At 65.7% G+C, this 16129-nt stretch carries 14 protein-coding genes; 9 read left to right on the plus strand and 5 right to left on the minus strand.

Features of this window, described 5'->3' with window-relative positions; translation table 11 throughout:
* Positions 1-28: 28 nt before the first annotated feature.
* From ilvC to leuB, 9 genes are all read left to right on the plus strand, one after another.
* Positions 29-1063 (plus strand): ketol-acid reductoisomerase, encoded by a 1035-nt coding sequence (gene ilvC, locus M2650_RS12895; RefSeq protein ID WP_249475166.1) that lies wholly within the window; start codon positions 29-31, stop codon positions 1061-1063.
* Positions 1060-2814, plus strand: coding sequence for an acetolactate synthase 2 catalytic subunit (gene ilvG / locus M2650_RS12900; RefSeq protein WP_249475168.1), 1755 nt, complete (start codon positions 1060-1062; stop codon positions 2812-2814). The genes ilvC and ilvG overlap by 4 nt, the downstream gene beginning before the upstream one ends.
* On the plus strand, positions 2798-3031 hold the full coding sequence (locus M2650_RS12905) for an ACT domain-containing protein (RefSeq protein ID WP_249475170.1): 234 nt from the start codon (positions 2798-2800) through the stop codon (positions 3029-3031). The genes ilvG and M2650_RS12905 overlap by 17 nt, the downstream gene beginning before the upstream one ends.
* A 125-nt stretch (positions 3032-3156) precedes the next feature.
* Positions 3157-4011, plus strand: coding sequence for an aminotransferase class IV (locus M2650_RS12910; RefSeq protein ID WP_249475172.1), 855 nt, complete (start codon positions 3157-3159; stop codon positions 4009-4011).
* Between the two features lie 2 nt (positions 4012-4013).
* Positions 4014-5189, plus strand: a complete 1176-nt coding sequence (locus tag M2650_RS12915; RefSeq protein WP_345779864.1) for a threonine dehydratase — start codon at positions 4014-4016, stop codon at positions 5187-5189.
* On the plus strand, positions 5186-6721 hold the full coding sequence (locus M2650_RS12920) for a 2-isopropylmalate synthase (protein ID WP_249475174.1): 1536 nt from the start codon (positions 5186-5188) through the stop codon (positions 6719-6721). The genes M2650_RS12915 and M2650_RS12920 overlap by 4 nt, the downstream gene beginning before the upstream one ends.
* 14 nt (positions 6722-6735) lie before the next feature.
* Entirely contained in the window at positions 6736-8175 is a 1440-nt protein-coding gene (gene leuC, locus M2650_RS12925; protein ID WP_249475176.1) for a 3-isopropylmalate dehydratase large subunit, read from the plus strand.
* 220 nt (positions 8176-8395) lie between these two features.
* Entirely contained in the window at positions 8396-9007 is a 612-nt protein-coding gene (gene leuD / locus M2650_RS12930) for a 3-isopropylmalate dehydratase small subunit (RefSeq protein WP_249475179.1), read from the plus strand.
* Positions 8997-10082, plus strand: coding sequence for a 3-isopropylmalate dehydrogenase (gene leuB, locus M2650_RS12935; protein WP_249475181.1), 1086 nt, complete (start codon positions 8997-8999; stop codon positions 10080-10082). The genes leuD and leuB overlap by 11 nt, the downstream gene beginning before the upstream one ends.
* Positions 10083-10184: 102 nt before the next feature.
* On the opposite strand, the gene M2650_RS12940 is transcribed toward leuB, so the two are convergent.
* The 5 genes from M2650_RS12940 to M2650_RS12960 all read right to left on the minus strand — a co-directional run bounded on the left by M2650_RS12940 (position 10185) and on the right by M2650_RS12960 (position 15919).
* Positions 10185-11240 carry a 2-oxoacid:ferredoxin oxidoreductase subunit beta gene (locus M2650_RS12940; protein ID WP_249475183.1) on the minus strand — a complete coding sequence of 352 codons (1056 nt, stop codon included), beginning with the start codon at positions 11238-11240 and terminating at the stop codon, positions 10185-10187.
* Positions 11237-11644 carry a hypothetical protein gene (locus M2650_RS12945; RefSeq protein WP_249475184.1) on the minus strand — a complete coding sequence of 136 codons (408 nt, stop codon included), beginning with the start codon at positions 11642-11644 and terminating at the stop codon, positions 11237-11239. Before M2650_RS12945 ends, M2650_RS12940 begins: the two co-directional genes overlap by 4 nt.
* 69 nt (positions 11645-11713) lie before the next feature.
* Entirely contained in the window at positions 11714-12121 is a 408-nt protein-coding gene (locus M2650_RS12950) for a hypothetical protein (RefSeq protein ID WP_249475186.1), read from the minus strand.
* A gap of 2 nt (positions 12122-12123) precedes the next feature.
* Positions 12124-13962 (minus strand): 2-oxoacid:acceptor oxidoreductase subunit alpha, encoded by a 1839-nt coding sequence (locus M2650_RS12955; RefSeq protein WP_249475188.1) that lies wholly within the window; start codon positions 13960-13962, stop codon positions 12124-12126.
* A 118-nt stretch (positions 13963-14080) separates the two neighbouring features.
* Complete coding sequence (locus M2650_RS12960) at positions 14081-15919, minus strand: FAD-dependent oxidoreductase (RefSeq protein ID WP_249475190.1); 1839 nt, start codon at positions 15917-15919, stop codon at positions 14081-14083.
* Positions 15920-16129 lie beyond the last annotated feature (210 nt).

Here is a 16129-nt window from a genome sequence, read left to right on the forward strand (position 1 = left end):
CACCGATCACCCACACAAGGCCACCGCAATGACCACCTCCGCAAAACCCAAGATCGCCATCGTCGGCTACGGCAGCCAGGGCCGCGCGCATGCGCTCAATCTGCGCGATTCCGGTTTCGACGTCACCGTCGGCCTACGTCCCGGCGGTCCGACCGAAATCAAAGCGAAGGCCGACGGCTTCACGGTCAAAACACCGGCCGAAGCCGTCGCCGGTGCCGAACTCGTCGCCGTGCTCACGCCGGACATGGTCCAGCCGCAGCTTTACGGCGAGGTGATCGAGCCGAACATCGCGCAAGGCGCCTGCCTGCTGTTCGCGCACGGCTTCAACGTGCATTACGGACAGATCTCGCCGCGCGCCGACCTGGATGTGGTGCTGGTCGCGCCGAAGGGCCCGGGCGCGCTGGTGCGCCGCGAATACGAGATCGGCCGCGGCGTGCCCAGCGTCTATGCCGTGCAGCAGGACAACAGCGGCCGCGCCGAGGAATTCGCGCTGACCTACTGCGCCGGCATCGGCGGCGCGCGCCAGAACGCGATCAAGACCACGTTCAAGGAAGAAACCGAGACCGACCTGTTCGGCGAACAGGCCGTGCTCTGCGGCGGCGCGACCAAATTGGTGCAGGCCGGCTGGGAAACGCTGGTGGAAGCCGGCTACCAGCCCGAAGTCGCCTATTACGAATGCCTGCACGAACTGAAATTGATCGTCGACCTGTTCTACGAAGGCGGCATCACCCGCATGCACGAGTTCATCAGCGAGACCGCGCAATACGGCGCGCTGACCCGCGGCCCGTACGTGGTCGATGCCGGCACCCGCGCGCAGATGAAGAGAATCCTCGCCGAGATCCAGGACGGCACCTTCGCGCGCCAGTGGATCGCCGAGTACGCCGCCGGCAACGCCAACTACAAGGCGCTGAAGCAGGCCGATCTCGACCATCCCATCGAACAGGTCGGCAAGAAGCTGCGCGCCAACATGAAATGGCTGTCGACGGCGCCGCAGACCCCGGCGAAAGCCGCCACCCCCGCCGCCGATACGCGCAGCGAAAAACGGGAAGAGGCCGCCGCATGAACGGTGCCCGCTGGCTGGTGCAGGCATTGGCCGCAGAAGGCGTGGATACGCTGTTCGGTTATCCGGGCGGCGCGATCATGCCTTTTTACGACGCGCTGCACGGCGCGGACCTGAAACACATCCTGGTCCGCCACGAGCAAGGCGCGGCGTTCGCGGCCAATGGTTATGCGCGTGCCAGCGGGCGCGTCGGCGTATGCGTGGCCACTTCCGGCCCCGGCGCTTCCAACCTGGTCACCGGCATCGCCGACGCGATGCTGGACTCGGTGCCGATGGTGATCATCACCGGTCAGGTCGCGACGCCGTTGATGGGCACCGACGCGTTCCAGGAATTGGACGTGTTCGGCATGACGATGCCGATCGTCAAGCATAGCTTCCTGCCGCGCAGCGTCGACGACCTGCCGCGGATACTGGGCGAAGCGTTCCGCATCGCGCGTTCTGGCCGCCCGGGTCCGGTGTTGATCGACCTGCCCAAGGACGTGCAGAACGGCGATGCCTCGCATCTGCCCACGCACCGACCGCTGCCCGTCGACGAAGTGCCGGCGCCGATGGACGCCTCGCTGCACGCCGCGCTGGCGTTGATTTCGCAGGCGCAGCGTCCGGTGATCTACGGCGGCGGAGGTTTGGCGCTGGGCGATGCCGTGCAGGCGTTCCGCACCTTCGTCGACGCCACTCAGATTCCGACGGTGCTGACTTTGAAAGGATTGGGCACGTTGCCGTCGCAGCATCCGCTTAACCTGGGCATGCTCGGCATGCACGGCAGCCGCGCCGCCAACTTGGCGGTGCAGGAATCGGATCTGCTGATCGTGGTCGGCGCGCGCTTCGACGACCGCGCCACCGGCAAGCTGACCGAGTTCGCGCCGCATGCGCGGGTCGTGCACATGGACCTGGACGCTTGCGAGATCGGCAAGCTGCGCCATGCCGATGCCGGTGTGCGCGGCGACATCCGCACCACTTTGACCCTGCTGACCCTGCCCTGCGCGGCCCATCTGCACGGCCGCAACGGCGCCGCACGCCGCGCCTGGCGCACCGCCTGCCAGCAACGCGCCCGCGACGGCGCGGCGCGCTACGACGCGCCCGGCGAAACGGTGTACGCGCCGGCATTGCTGAAACGGCTGTCGGAAATGGCACCCGATGCCGTGGTGGCATGCGATGTCGGCCAGCATCAGATGTGGGTGGCGCAGCATTGGCGCTTCGACGATCCACGCAAGCATCTGACCAGTGGCGCGCTCGGCGCGATGGGCTTCGGATTGCCGGCGGCGATCGGCGCGCAGTTGCAGGATCCCCGATCGCAGGTGATCTGCGTCAGCGGCGACGGCTCTTTCCTGATGAACGTGCAGGAGCTGGCGACCGTGGCGCGCTACCGCCTGCCGGTCAAGATCGTGCTGCTCGACAACCAGGCGCTGGGCATGGTGCGGCAGTGGCAGGAACTGTTCTTCGAGCGCCGCTATTCCGAAGTCGATCTGTCCGACAACCCCGATTTCGCCGCGGTTGCGAGCGCATTCGGCATCCAGGCGTCTTACGTCGATCGCGCGGACGGCGTCGAGTCCGCGCTGCGGGCGCTGCTGGACGCGCCGGGCCCCGCGCTGCTGCATGTGGCCATCGATCAAGCCGCCAACGTCTGGCCGCTGGTGCCGCCCAACCACAACAACGCGCAGATGCTCGATGCCGACGAGCCGGCATCGTTGCCGGGAACCGAAGCGCCGCCAACCTCCCCCATCGCCGAGGAACCCCGCCATGCGTTATCAACTTGATCTCACTTTGCGCCAAGCCGAAGGCGCGCTGTCGCGCGTGCTCGGCACCGCCGAACGCCGCGGTTTCCGCCCGCTGTCGGTCGATGGCGAAGCGCAGCCCGACGGCGACCGCTGGTACCTGCGCATGACCGTCGAGGGCGAACGCTCGGACGAGTCGCTGCAGAACCAGTTGGCGAAGCTGTACGACTGTTTGGACGTGCAGGTGACGCCGTGTTGACGAAAACAACATTGGACCGGCCCTCCCCAAGTTGTCATCCCGAACGCAGTGAGGGACCTGTTGTCGTCGCCGACAAGCAGATCCCTCCCTACGGCCGGGATGACAGAAAGGAAGAATCGACCCGATTGAAGTTGTGGTTCGACGGCGAAGTGGCGGATGCGGGCACCTTGCAAGCCGACCTGACCACGCACGCCATGCACTACGGCAGCGGCGTATTCGAAGGCATCCGCAGCTACGCAACCGCGCATGGCGCCGCGATGTTCCGCCTACCCGATCACCTGCAACGCATGCGCAAAGGCGCCGAGCTGCTGGGCATCGATTTCGACATCGCCCAAGCCACCGAAGCCACGCTGCAGGCGCTGCGGGCCAACCGCCATCGCGACGCCTATATCCGCCCGCTGGCCTGGGTCGGCGCCGGCAGCTTCGGGCTGGACGTGACCGGACACGCGCAGCACCTGATGGTGGCGACCACGCCGACGCTGGTGCACCTGGGCGGCGCGAACACGCGGATGACGGTGTCTCCGTGGCGGCGCAACCCGGCTAGTTCGTTGCCGCCGCTGAAGCTGTGCGGCGCTTACGTCAATTCGATCCTGGCCAAGCGCGAAGCGAAGTCGCGCGGTTTCGATGAGGCGCTGTTCGTCGACGATCGAGGCTTCGTCGTCGAATGCACCGGCGCGAATGTGTTCCTGGTCAAGGAGGGCTGCGTCATCGCGGTCGAGCATCGCGATGCCCTCCCCGGCATCACCCGCGACACGCTGATCGCGCTGACCGGTGCGGTTTCCCGCACGGTGACCCTGGAAGAACTGCGCGACGCTGATGAAGTCTTCGCCTGCGGCACGGCCGCCGAAGTGGCGCCGATCGCCGCAGTCGACGATCGAACCTTCGGCGACAACCCGGTCAGCCGCGAACTGGCTGCGTTGTATGCGCGCGTGGTGCGCGGCGAAGAGTCCGTATCTCAAGCCTGGCTGACGCCGGTCTGATCATGGATTCCGCCGTAGCCAGCGACGTAACCGTAACGGCCTCCGATGTGCTGGCGGCGCAGGCGCGCCTGCGGCGTTATCTGGACGTGACGCCGACGCATTACGCTGAACGTTTCGGCTGCTGGCTTAAGCTGGAAAACCTGCAGCGCACCGGCTCGTACAAAGTGCGCGGCGCCTTGAACGCGCTGCTGGCGGCGCGCGAACGCGGCGACGAACGCACCGTGATCGCCGCTTCGGCGGGAAATCATGCGCAAGGCCTGGCCTGGGCCGCGTACCGGCTCGGCGTGCACGCGATCACCGTCATGCCGCGTTGCGCGCCTGAAACCAAGATCGCCGGCGTCGCGCACTGGGGCGCGACGGTGCGCCTGCACGGCGACAGCTACGACGAGGCCAAGGCCTTCGCTCGCGAGCTCGCCGAACAGCACGATTACCGCTTGTTATCCGCCTTCGACGACCGCGACGTGATCGCCGGGCAAGGCACGGTCGGGCTGGAACTGGCCACGCTGGCGCCCGATGTGGTGCTGGTGCCGATCGGCGGTGGCGGGCTGGCGGCAGGCGTCGCGCTGGCTTTGAAATCGCAGGGGGTGCGCATCGTCGGCGCCCAGGTCGAAGGCGCCGATGCGATGGCGCACGCGTTGCGCGGCGACCGCAGCCTGCGCGAACCCGCCGCCACCCTGGCCGACGGCGTCCGCGTCAAGGAACCTGGCTATCTGACGCAACATCTGCTGGCGTCGCTGCTGGACGACATCATCATAGTGCGCGAAGCCGAGCTGCGCGAAACATTGGTACGGCTGGCATTAGAAGAACACGTGATCGCTGAAGGCGCCGGTGCGTTGGCGCTGGCAGCGGGACGGCGCGTGGCCGGCAAGCGCAAATGCGCCGTCGTTTCGGGCGGAAATGTCGACGCAGGTGTCTTGGCAAGGCTGTTGTCGGAAGTGAGGCCACGTCCGCCGCGCAAACCGCGACGTCGAGCTCGAGAGCGCGCATTGCTTAAGCCCTCTCCCGTTTACGGGAGAGGGTTGGGTGAGGGCGCGCGACCTATCCCGATCGCGCCGTTCGCATCTGGAGCTACAGCAAAGTCACTGGATGACAAGCCTTCGGCTGTTGTAGAGCGCCCCCGCCTTCGCGGGAATGACAGCCAAAACAAAACCTCCATCACCGAGGAAACCTACGCATGAGCGCCCCCGATCACGTACGCATCTTCGACACCACGCTGCGCGATGGCGAGCAATCGCCGGGCTGCAGCATGTCGCCGCAGCAGAAAGCGGTGATGGCGCGCGCGCTCGCCGAGCTCGGCGTGGACATCATCGAAACCGGCTTCCCGGCCAGCTCGCGGTCCGACCGCGAAGCCGCCGCGCTGATCGCCCGCGACTTGCGCGAGACGACCTTGTGCGTGCTGTCGCGCTGCCTGCCCGGCGACATCGAAGCGTCGGCACGCGTGCTGCAGTCGGCGGCCAAACCACGCCTGCACGTGTTCCTGTCGACCAGCCCGCTGCACCGCGAACACAAATTGCGGATGAGCAAGGACGAAGTGCTGGAAGCGACGGTGCGCAACGTGGCTTATGCGCGTAGTTTCGTCGACGACGTCGAATTCTCGACCGAGGACGGCACCCGCACCGAAGAGGATTTCCTGGCCGAGGTCATCGGCGCCGCCATCGCGGCCGGCGCCACGACGATCAATGTGCCGGACACACTCGGCTACACCACGCCGGCGGAGATGCGAGCCCTGTTCCAGCGACTGATTGCGACCGTGCCGGGCGCAAAAGACGTGGTGTTCAGCGCGCACTGCCACAACGACCTGGGTATGGCGGTGGCCAATTCCCTGGCCGCGATCGAGGGCGGCGCGCGCCAGGTGGAGTGCACAGTCAACGGCATCGGCGAGCGCGCCGGCAATTGCGCGATGGAAGAGCTGGTGATGGCGCTGAAGGTGCGCGGCGCCTATTTCGAGGCCGACACCCGCATCGATACGCGCCGCCTGGTGCCGACCTCGCAATTGCTGTCGCGGTTGGTCGGCATGCCGGTGCAGCGCAACAAGGCGATCGTCGGCGCCAACGCTTTCGCGCACGAATCCGGTATCCACCAGCACGGCATGCTGCGCCATCGCGGCACTTACGAAATCATGAATCCGGAGGACGTCGGCTGGCCTGCGTCGCAGATGGTATTGGGCAGGCATAGCGGCCGCGCAGCGGTCGCGCATCGCTTGCGTGCGCTGGGCCACGTGTTGGAAGACGGGGAGCTGGACCGCGTATTCGCCGATTTCAAGGCGCTCTGCGAAAAGCAGCGCGTAGTCGACGACTCCGATCTGCAGCGCCTGATGCAGGACGATGCGAACGGCGACGGCTATCGATTGACATCGATGACGGTCAGCGACCGCGGCCAGCGCGCCAGCGCGCAGATCGAGTTGTCAGATCCGGACGGGCTGCGGATCATCGAAAGCGCGTTGGGCGACGGCCCCGTCGACGCGCTGTTCGCCGCCCTGGCGGCGGCGACCAGCGTGGACTTGAAGCTGGAAAGCTACCAGGTACACAGCGTAGGCATCGGCACCGACGCGCGCGGCGAAGCCAATCTGAGCGTGCGCCACGACGATGCCGAGTATCAGGGCACGGGCACCAGCAAAGACATCATCGAGGCCAGTGCGCTGGCTTGGTTGGATATCGCCAACCGGGTATTGCGTACCCGACAACCGCAACGCTTGTCCGCATTGGCTTGAGCAGAGATCGGAACATGAAACCAAGAACCCTTTTCGACAAATTGTGGGATGCGCACCTGGTCGCGCCGGAAACCGATGCGGTGCCGGCTGTCCTGTACGTGGATCTGCACCTGATCCACGAGGTGACCTCGCCGCAGGCCTTCGCCGAGCTCGACGCGCGCGGCCTGCGCCTGCGCCGGCCAGACCTGACCAAGGGCACGCTGGACCATTCCACGCCCACGCTGCCCGCCGACGCCGAAGGCCGCCTGCCCTACTTCAGTGCGGAAGCCGAAACGCAAGTCGACACGCTGCGCCGCAACTGCGCGAGGCATGAAGTGGAACTGTTCGATTTCGGCAGCGAACAACGCGGGATCGTGCACGTGATAGGGCCCGAACTGGGCCTCACCCAGCCGGGCATGACCATCGTCTGCGGCGACAGCCACACCGCCACGCATGGCGCATTCGGCGCGCTCGCGTTCGGCATCGGCACCAGCGAGGTCGGCCACGTGCTGGCGACGCAGTGCCTGCTGCAGCGCAAGCCGAAGACGCTGGCGATCGACATCGAGGGCGAGCTCGCGCCTGGCGTCGGCGCCAAGGACCTGATCCTGCACGTGATCGGCGCGATCGGCGTCAACGGCGGCACCGGATACGTGATCGAGTACCGCGGATCGACGATCCGCGCCTTGTCGATGGACGAGCGGATGACGGTCTGCAACATGTCGATCGAGGCCGGCGCGCGCGCTGGATTGATCGCGCCGGATCAGGTCACCTTCGATTATCTGGCAACCACACCGCGCGCACCTCAAGGCGCGGACTTCGCCCGCGCCGTAGCGCGCTGGCGCGAACTGCGCAGCGACGACGGCGCGCATTTCGACCGCGAAGTGCGCATCGATGCGTGCCAGATCAAGCCGACCTTGACCTGGGGCACGCATCCGGGCCAGGTCGCCGCAGTCGACGCGCGCCTGCCGCAGGCGCGCGACGCGGACGAAAGCAAGGCGCTGGCATACATGGGCTTCGACGGCGGCGCGGTCTTGGCCGGACGGCCGGTGGACGTGGTGTTCGTCGGCAGTTGCACCAATTCGCGCCTGTCCGACCTGCGCCAGGTGGCCGAGGTGTTGCGCGGACGTCAAGTGCATCCGCGCGTGCGCATGCTGGTCGTGCCGGGTTCGGAACGGGTCAAGCGCGCGGCCGAAGCCGAAGGCATCGACCGCATCGTGCGCGACGCCGGCGCGGAATGGCGCGAACCCGGTTGTTCGATGTGCATCGCGATGAACGGCGATCTGGTCGGTCCGGGGCAACTCGCGGTGTCGACCAGCAACCGCAACTTCGAAGGACGCCAGGGCAAAGGCGCGCGCACCTTGCTGGCCTCGCCGCTCACTGCTGCGGCATGTGCGGTGATGGGCGTGGTGACCGATCCGCGTGATTTCCTGCCTTCGCCGCCGGCGCGCAACCGCACTTTCCTGGAGGTGGCGTGATGCGCCAGTGCGCTCCATCGATTTTGAGCCGTCATTCCCGCGAAGGCGGGAATCCAGTGACTTCAACGCTGCACCAGATCGCGGCGAAGCTGTCTGCGATCGCGCGCGCCCTCTCCCAACCCTCTCCCGCAAAGCGGGAGGGGGCTAAAGCCAAGTCGCTGGATTCCCGCCTTCGCGGGAATGACGGCTTTAAGAGCACGAGTTTCAAGGAACCTAACCCATGACTGCTATCAAACAATTCTCTTCCCGCACGGTCGTTCTGCGCGAGAGAAATATCGATACCGACCAGATCATTCCAGCACGGTTCCTCACCACGACTGAACGCAACGGCCTGGGACGCTTCGCCTTCAACGATTGGCGCTACCTGCCCGATGGTTCGCCGAATCTGGAGTTCGCCTTCAATCGCTCTGAAAACAAGGATGCTGCCATCCTGGTCGCAGGCCGCAACTTCGGCTGCGGCTCGTCGCGCGAGCATGCGCCATGGGCGCTGGCCGACCTCGGCCTGCGCGCGGTGATCAGCAGCCAGATCGCCGACATCTTCCGCAGCAATGCGCTGAAGAACGGGCTGCTGCCGATCGTGCTCGACGAGAGCATCGTCAACGAGCTGCTGGACCAACCCGGTATCGAATTGAGCATCGACGTCGCCGCGCGCAGCGTAACCCTGCCCGATGGCCGCCGTTTCGAATTCCCGCTCGACACCTTCGCCCAAACGTGCCTACTGCAGGGCGTGGACCAGCTCGGTTATCTGCTCAAGCAGCAATTCGCCATCACCCGTTTCGAAAACAGCCGCCTCACGGCGCATCCGCGACAGGAGTTCCACCATGCACGCTGAAATCGTCGTTCTGCCCGGCGACGGCATCGGACCCGAGGTCACCGCCGCTGCGGTCGCGGTGCTGCGCGCTGTCGGCGAGCGTTATCGCCACCGCTTCACCTTGCACGAGCATGCGATCGGCGGCGCCGCGATCGATGCCTGCGGCGAACCGTTGCCGGAGAAGACGCTCACCGCCTGCCGCTACGCCGACGCAGTATTGCTGGGCGCGGTCGGCGGGCCGAAATGGTCCGATCCGCGCGCGAAAGTACGGCCGGAACAAGGCCTGCTCGCGCTGCGCAAAGCCTTGGGCCTGTACGCCAACCTGCGCCCGGTGCGACCGCATCCGGCCACGCTCGGCGCCGCGCCGATCAAGCCGCACCTGCTTTCCGGCGTCGACCTGCTGGTGGTGCGCGAACTCACCGGCGGCATCTACTTCGGCGACAAGACCAGGGATGCCGACAGCGCCAGCGACGTATGCCGCTACAGCGTCGGCGAAATCGAACGTGTTGTGCGCCGCGCATGTGAACTGGCACGCCGGCGCCGGGGCCATGTGACGTCGGTCGACAAGGCCAACGTGCTCGAAACTTCGCGATTGTGGCGGGAAACGGCCACGCGCGTGGCGCGCGACGAATTCCCGGACATCGTGCTGGAGCATCAGCTGGTCGACTCGATGGCGATGCACCTATTGTCCCGGCCGCGCGCGTTCGATGTGGTCGTCACCGAGAACATGTTCGGCGACATCCTCACCGACGAGGCCTCGATGCTGGCCGGATCGATGGGCCTGCTGCCGTCGGCCTCGCTGGGCGACGAGCGCGTCGGCCTGTACGAACCGATCCACGGGTCCGCGCCGGACATCGCCGGCCGCGGCATCGCCAATCCCTGCGGCGCGATCCTGAGCGTGGCGATGCTGCTGCGCCACTCGCTCGGGCTGGCGCTCGAAGCGGACTGCGTGGAACAAGCCGTGTCGGCGGCGCTCGATGCGGGTGTGCTGACCGCGGACCTGGCGCCGGCTCGGGCCGCGAGCACGGCGCAGGTGACTGCGGCAGTATTGGAGCACTTAACCGCCGATTGTCACGTGGCAGAATTGCGCGACTAGCTTTTTTGCTCTTGTGGGAGCGGCTTTAGCCGCGAGCGTTTCAAGGTCCTTCGCGGGTGAAGAGCTCGCGGCTAAAGCCGCTCCCACAAAACAACGGGCGGCTCAGCGCAGCGAGGCGTTGATCTTGGCGAGCGCAGCAGCGCCCGGATTCAACTCCGGCGCTTCGAGCGCATTCAAAGGCGCCGGCACCGTATTGAGGTGCCCGTGCAGATCGCCCGCTTCCTGATCGAAATACAGCAGGCCGGTCACCACCTCGCCCTGCGCCTGGCGCTGCTGGATCAGGTTCATCGCGGTCAGCCGGTCGCGCGGGTCGTAGGTCTCGTCGAGTTTGCGCAATCGCAGCACGGAACCGTCGTGCTGCTCGACCTGGATCGTCTCGCCGGCCGCATAATCGACCACGATTTCGGCGCGCGGCAGCATCACATCGAGCTGGTTGACCGCATCGTTGTGCTCGCGCACGTAATCGTAGCTCTTGGTGCTGCCGGGATGGTTGTTGAAGGCGACGCAGGGGCTGATCACGTCCAGGAACGCGGCGCCGCGGTGCGACAACGCGCCCTTGATCAGCGGCACCAGCTGCTTCTTGTCGCCGGAAAAGCCGCGCGCGACGTAACTGGCGCCCAGTTGCAAGGCCATGCTGACCATGTCCAGCGGACTGTCGGTATTGGCGACGCCCTTCTTCGACACCGAACCCTGATCTGCGGTGGCCGAGAACTGCCCCTTGGTCAGTCCGTACACGCCGTTGTTCTCGACGATGTAGACCATGTTCACGCCGCGACGGATCGCATGCACGAACTGGCCAATGCCGATCGACGCCGAATCGCCGTCGCCGGACACGCCCAGATAGATCAACTCGCGATTGGCCAGGTTGGCGCCGGTCAGCACCGACGGCATGCGCCCGTGCACGGTGTTGAAGCCGTGCGACTGGCCGAGGAAATAGTCCGGCGTCTTGGAACTGCAACCGATGCCCGACAGCTTGGCGACGCGATGCGGTTCGATGTCCAGCTCCCAACATGCCTGGATGATCGCCGCCGAGATCGAATCGTGGCCGCAGCCGGCGCACAGCGTGCTGATCTTGCCTTCGTAATCGCGCCGTGTGAAGCCGATCGCATTGCAGGCGAGCGTGGGGTGGTGGAGCTTGGGCTTGGCCAGGTAAGTCATGTCAAAGCCTCGGCGGGAGGTTTTCGCAGCAAGAGGAAAAGGGTGACCACGCGTGACGCCAGGATCAGCACGCCGAACCAGAACGTGACCCGACCGATGTCGTCCTTCGGATTCATGTAATGGTCGAAGTAAGCGGTCGCGGCGCCGCCGACGATGAACAAACCGGCGAAGAACAGAACGATGAGGTTGTGCAGCAGACACAGCCACCACGGCCGGACATAGAAGGCGGTGAACCAAGCCAATGCCGTCAGCGCCCACAGCATAGGCATGTCGGCCGACCTCAGGGCCATCGGCTCGGCCGCCGAGACGGTCTGCTGCAAAGGCGCCATCATGGAATCCGCGAACCAGAATCCGGCCAGCAGCACGGCCGCGAATCCGATCAGCAAGTACAGGATGCTGCGCATAGGCCTAAGCACCTGGTCCCGTTGCGTCGCTAGAGCGTGAGGTGATGCATTTTCGGCTGACCAGATACGTCACATCAACTCCTCTAACGAAGCTTTCCGCAGCCATAGGAGGAACGTCACGACGCGCGATGCCAGCATCAGCACGCCGACCTGGAACACGGTCCAGGAACCGCTGTAATTCGGCCGCAAATGGCTGTCGGCGTATCCGTTCAATGCGCCCAGGACGACGAATACACCGCCCACGAATACAACGCCGGCCGTCAGCGTTGCGGACAACCATAACGGGCGAACGAAGAAGGCCGTCGCCCAGGCCAGCACAGCGAACAGCCACAGCGATGTGCTGTCCGACGACGGGGATTGTCCGGTCGTGGCGATGGCCGCGGCGCTCGGCGACGGCGGGACCATGGAATTCGCCATCCAGAAGCCCAGGATGAGCACGACCGCGAAACCGCCCAGCAGGAAGAGCATAGGGCGCATGTTCAGGCCACCTTGTGCTGATGCGACGCCGGCCGCAACCGCGAGCAGATCGCATCGGCGATGAAGCGCGCCGTGATCGGCGTGCCGTCGTAATGCAGCACCGCGACCAGCCGAGCCGGGTCGATGCCGAATTCGTTCACCAGCAGCGAGCGCAGCTGCGCGTCCCGGTTCTGCTCGACCACGAATACCGAATCATGCGCATCGATGAAATCCTTCACAGAATCCGGGAACGGGAAGGCGCGCACTCTCATCGTGTCGAGCGCGATGCCGTCGTCCCGCAGCCGCTCGATCGCCTCCTGCATCGCCGGGCTGGTCGAACCGAAATAGATCGCCCCATGGCGCGCCGGCACGTCCGAGCGGCTGGCGATCGGCTGCGGCACCAGCGACTTGGCCGTGTCGAATTTCTGCAGCAGCCGCTGCATGTTGTAGACGTAGTCCGGTCCGCGTTCGGAATACTGCGCCTGCGGATTGCGCGAGGTGCCGCGGGTAAAGTACGCGCCCTTTTCCGGATGCGTGCCGGGATAGGTGCGGTAAGGGATGCCGTCGCCGTCGACATCCTTGTAGCGGGCGAACTCCCGCCCCTCTTCCAGCTGCGCGGCCGTCATCACCTTGCCGCGGTCGTAGCGCTTGGCGTCGTCCCAGGCGAAGGGCGCGCACAGGCGCTGGTTCATGCCGATGTCCAGGTCGGTCATCACGAAGATCGGCGTCTGCAGGCGATCCGCGAGGTCGAATGCGGCCGCCGAAAACTCGAAGCATTCGTGCGGATCTTCCGGAAACAGCAGCACATGCTTGGTATCGCCGTGCGAGGCGTAGGCGCAGGCCAGCACGTCCGACTGCTGGGTGCGCGTGGGCATGCCGGTCGACGGCCCGCCGCGCTGCACATCGATAATCGTGACCGGAATCTCGGCGAAATAGGCCAGGCCGATGAACTCGTTCATCAGCGAGATGCCCGGACCGGCCGTGGTGGTGAACGCGCGCGCGCCGTTCCAGCCGGCGCCGACCACCATGCCGATCGACGCGATCTCGTCCTCGGCCTGGATGATGGCGTAGCGGGCGCGGCCTTCCTCGTCCACACGGTATTTTTGGCAGTATTTCTGGAACGCTTCGGCGAGCGAGGACGACGGCGTGATCGGATACCAAGCACAGACCGTCGCGCCGCCGTACACGCAGCCCAGCGCCGCCGCCGCATTGCCTTCGACGAAGATCTTGTCGCCGACCGCATCGGCCTTCTGCACGCGTAGCCCGATCGGATGCGGCAGATGCTCGCGCACCCAGTCGCGCCCCAGATGCAGGGCTTCGATATTGGGCTTGAGCAGCTTTTCCTTGCCCTTGTACTGCTCGCCGATCAGGGTTTCGATGGTCGGCACGTCCATGTCGAGCAAGGCGCTCAGCGCGCCGACGTACATGATGTTCTTGAACAGCTGGCGCTGGCGCGGATCGCTGTAGGCGGCGTTGCAGATCTCGGTCAGCGGCACGCCGATGATGTTGATGTCGTCGCGGAACTTCGATTTCGGCAGCGGCTTGCTGTTGTCGTAGAAGAGATAGCCGCCGGCTTCGATCTCGGCGAGGTCCGCATCCCAAGTCTGGGGATTCATCGCCACCATCAGGTCGACGCCGCCGCGCCGACCGAGCCAGCCGCGCTCGGAAACGCGCACTTCGTACCAGGTCGGCAGGCCCTGGATGTTGGACGGGAAGATATTGCGCGGGCTGACCGGCACGCCCATGCGCAGGATCGCCTTGGCGAACAGTTCGTTGGCGGAAGCCGAACCGGAGCCGTTGACGTTGGCGAATTTGACGACGAAGTCGTTGATAGATTGGAGCGGGGAGAGGCTGGGGGTCATACGTTAGCCTCACTCTCCGTCATCCCGGCGAAAACCGGGATCCAGGCGCGTCGCAGCCGAACGATCACGGGCCTGGATCCCGGCTTTCGCCGAGATGACGGGCTAAAGCAAAATCTGCTCACGCCGCCTCCTTCTGCTTCTTGCTGCGGCATCCCGAGCCCGCATAAGTCTCCAGCAACAAGAATTTCTGCATATCCCAGGCCCCCGTGGGGCAGCGTTCCGCGCACAGCCCGCAATGCAGGCAGACGTCCTCGTCCTTCACCATCACCCGCATCGTCTTCAGCGGTTCGGACACGTACAGATCCTGCGTGGCGTTGAGCGCCGGCGCGGTGAGGCGCGTGCGCAGGTCCGCTTCGTCGCCGTTGAGCGTGAAGGTGATGCAATCGGTTGGGCAGATGTCGACGCAGGCATCGCATTCGATGCACTTGTCGCGGGTGAACACGGTCTGCACGTCGCAGTTCAGGCAGCGCTGGGTTTCCTTCCATGCGGTGGCCGGGTCGAAACCGAGTTCGACTTCCACCTGCATGCTGTCCAGCTTCTTCGCCGCTTCCGACCACGGCACCGCGTAGCGTTCGTCGGGCGAGACGGCGTTGTCGTAGCTCCACTCGTGGATGCCCATTTTCTGCGAGTCGAGCTGCACCATCGGATCCGGACGCTCGCGCGCGTCCTCGCCGTGCAGCAGCTTGTCGATCGAAATCGCCGCGGCATGGCCGTGCGCCACCGCCCAGATGATGTTCTTGGGCCCGAACGCAGCGTCGCCGCCGAACAGCACATGCGCCAGCGTCGACTGATGGGTGATCTTGTCGACCGCCGGCATGCCCCATTCGTCGAACTCGATGCCCAGGTCGCGCTCGATCCACGGGAACGCGTTTTCCTGCCCGACCGCGATCAGCACTTCGTCGCAGGGATGGAATTCGTCCGGCTCGCCGGTCGGCACCAGCTTGCGGCGGCCCTTGTCGTCGTATTCGGCGCGCACGCGCTCGAAGGTCATGCCAGTCAGGCGGCCGCTGGCATGCACGAAGGCCTTGGGGACGCGGTAGTCGAGAATCGGGATGCCTTCGTGCATCGCATCCTCTTTTTCCCAGGGACTGGCCTTCATCTCGTCGAAGCCCGAGCGCACCAGCACCTTGACGTCGGTGCCGCCGAGCCTGCGCGCGGAGCGGCAGCAATCCATCGCGGTGTTGCCGCCGCCGAGCACGAGCACGCGCTTGCCTACCGAGGTGATGTGGCCGAAGTAGACGTTGGCCAACCAGTCCAGGCCGACATGGATCTGCGCCGCGGCTTCCTGCCGGCCGGGGAGATCGAGATCGCGCCCGCGCGGCGCGCCGCTGCCGACGAACACCGCATCGTAGTTTTCGGCGAGCAATGCCTTCATCGATTCGATGCGATGGCCGCCGACGAAATCGACGCCCAGATCGAGGATGTAGCCGGTCTCTTCGTCGATGACGCTCTCCGGCAGCCGGAAACGCGGCACCTGGGTGCGCATGAAGCCGCCGGCTTTCGGATCGGCTTCGAATACGGTGACGCGATAGCCGAGCGGCGCGAGGTCGCGCGCGACCGTCAGCGACGACGGTCCGGCGCCGACGCAAGCGATGCGCTTGCCGTTGCCTTGCGCCGCGGGTTTTGGCATGCGCGCCTGCACGTCGCCCTTGTGGTCGGCGGCGACGCGTTTGAGCCGGCAGATGGCGACCGGCTCGGGCTTCTCGCTCATCGAAGCCGGGCCGTTGTTCTCTTCGACGCGCCCGCGCCGGCAGGCCGGTTCGCATGGGCGGTCGCAGGTGCGGCCGAGGATGCCGGGGAATACATTGGAATGCCAATTGACCATGTAGGCGTCGGCATAGCGGCCGGCGGCGATCAGGCGGATGTATTCGGGCACGGGGGTGTGCGCGGGGCAAGCCCACTGGCAATCGACGACCTTATGGAAGGTGTCGGGGTTGCGAATATCGGTCGGCTTCACCGCGATCCTCGCTTGCTGGCAGACCGGACGCGCCGGCCATCGCTTGCCGGGCGAGTCTAGACCCGAATGCCGGTTGGCGGCAAAGGCGCCCGCTCGTCATCCCAGCGAATGCCTGGAGCCAGCGCCTTGGCGTGTCAGAGGGGCTTGGGGAGATTTGCGGTTGCTCTGTGTAGAGCGGGGCTTGCCCCGCTGCTCTTTGCTTGGGGGTTA

It is taken from the genome of Luteimonas galliterrae, assembly GCF_023374055.1.
In the GTDB taxonomy this organism is placed as follows: domain Bacteria; phylum Pseudomonadota; class Gammaproteobacteria; order Xanthomonadales; family Xanthomonadaceae; genus Luteimonas_C; species Luteimonas_C galliterrae.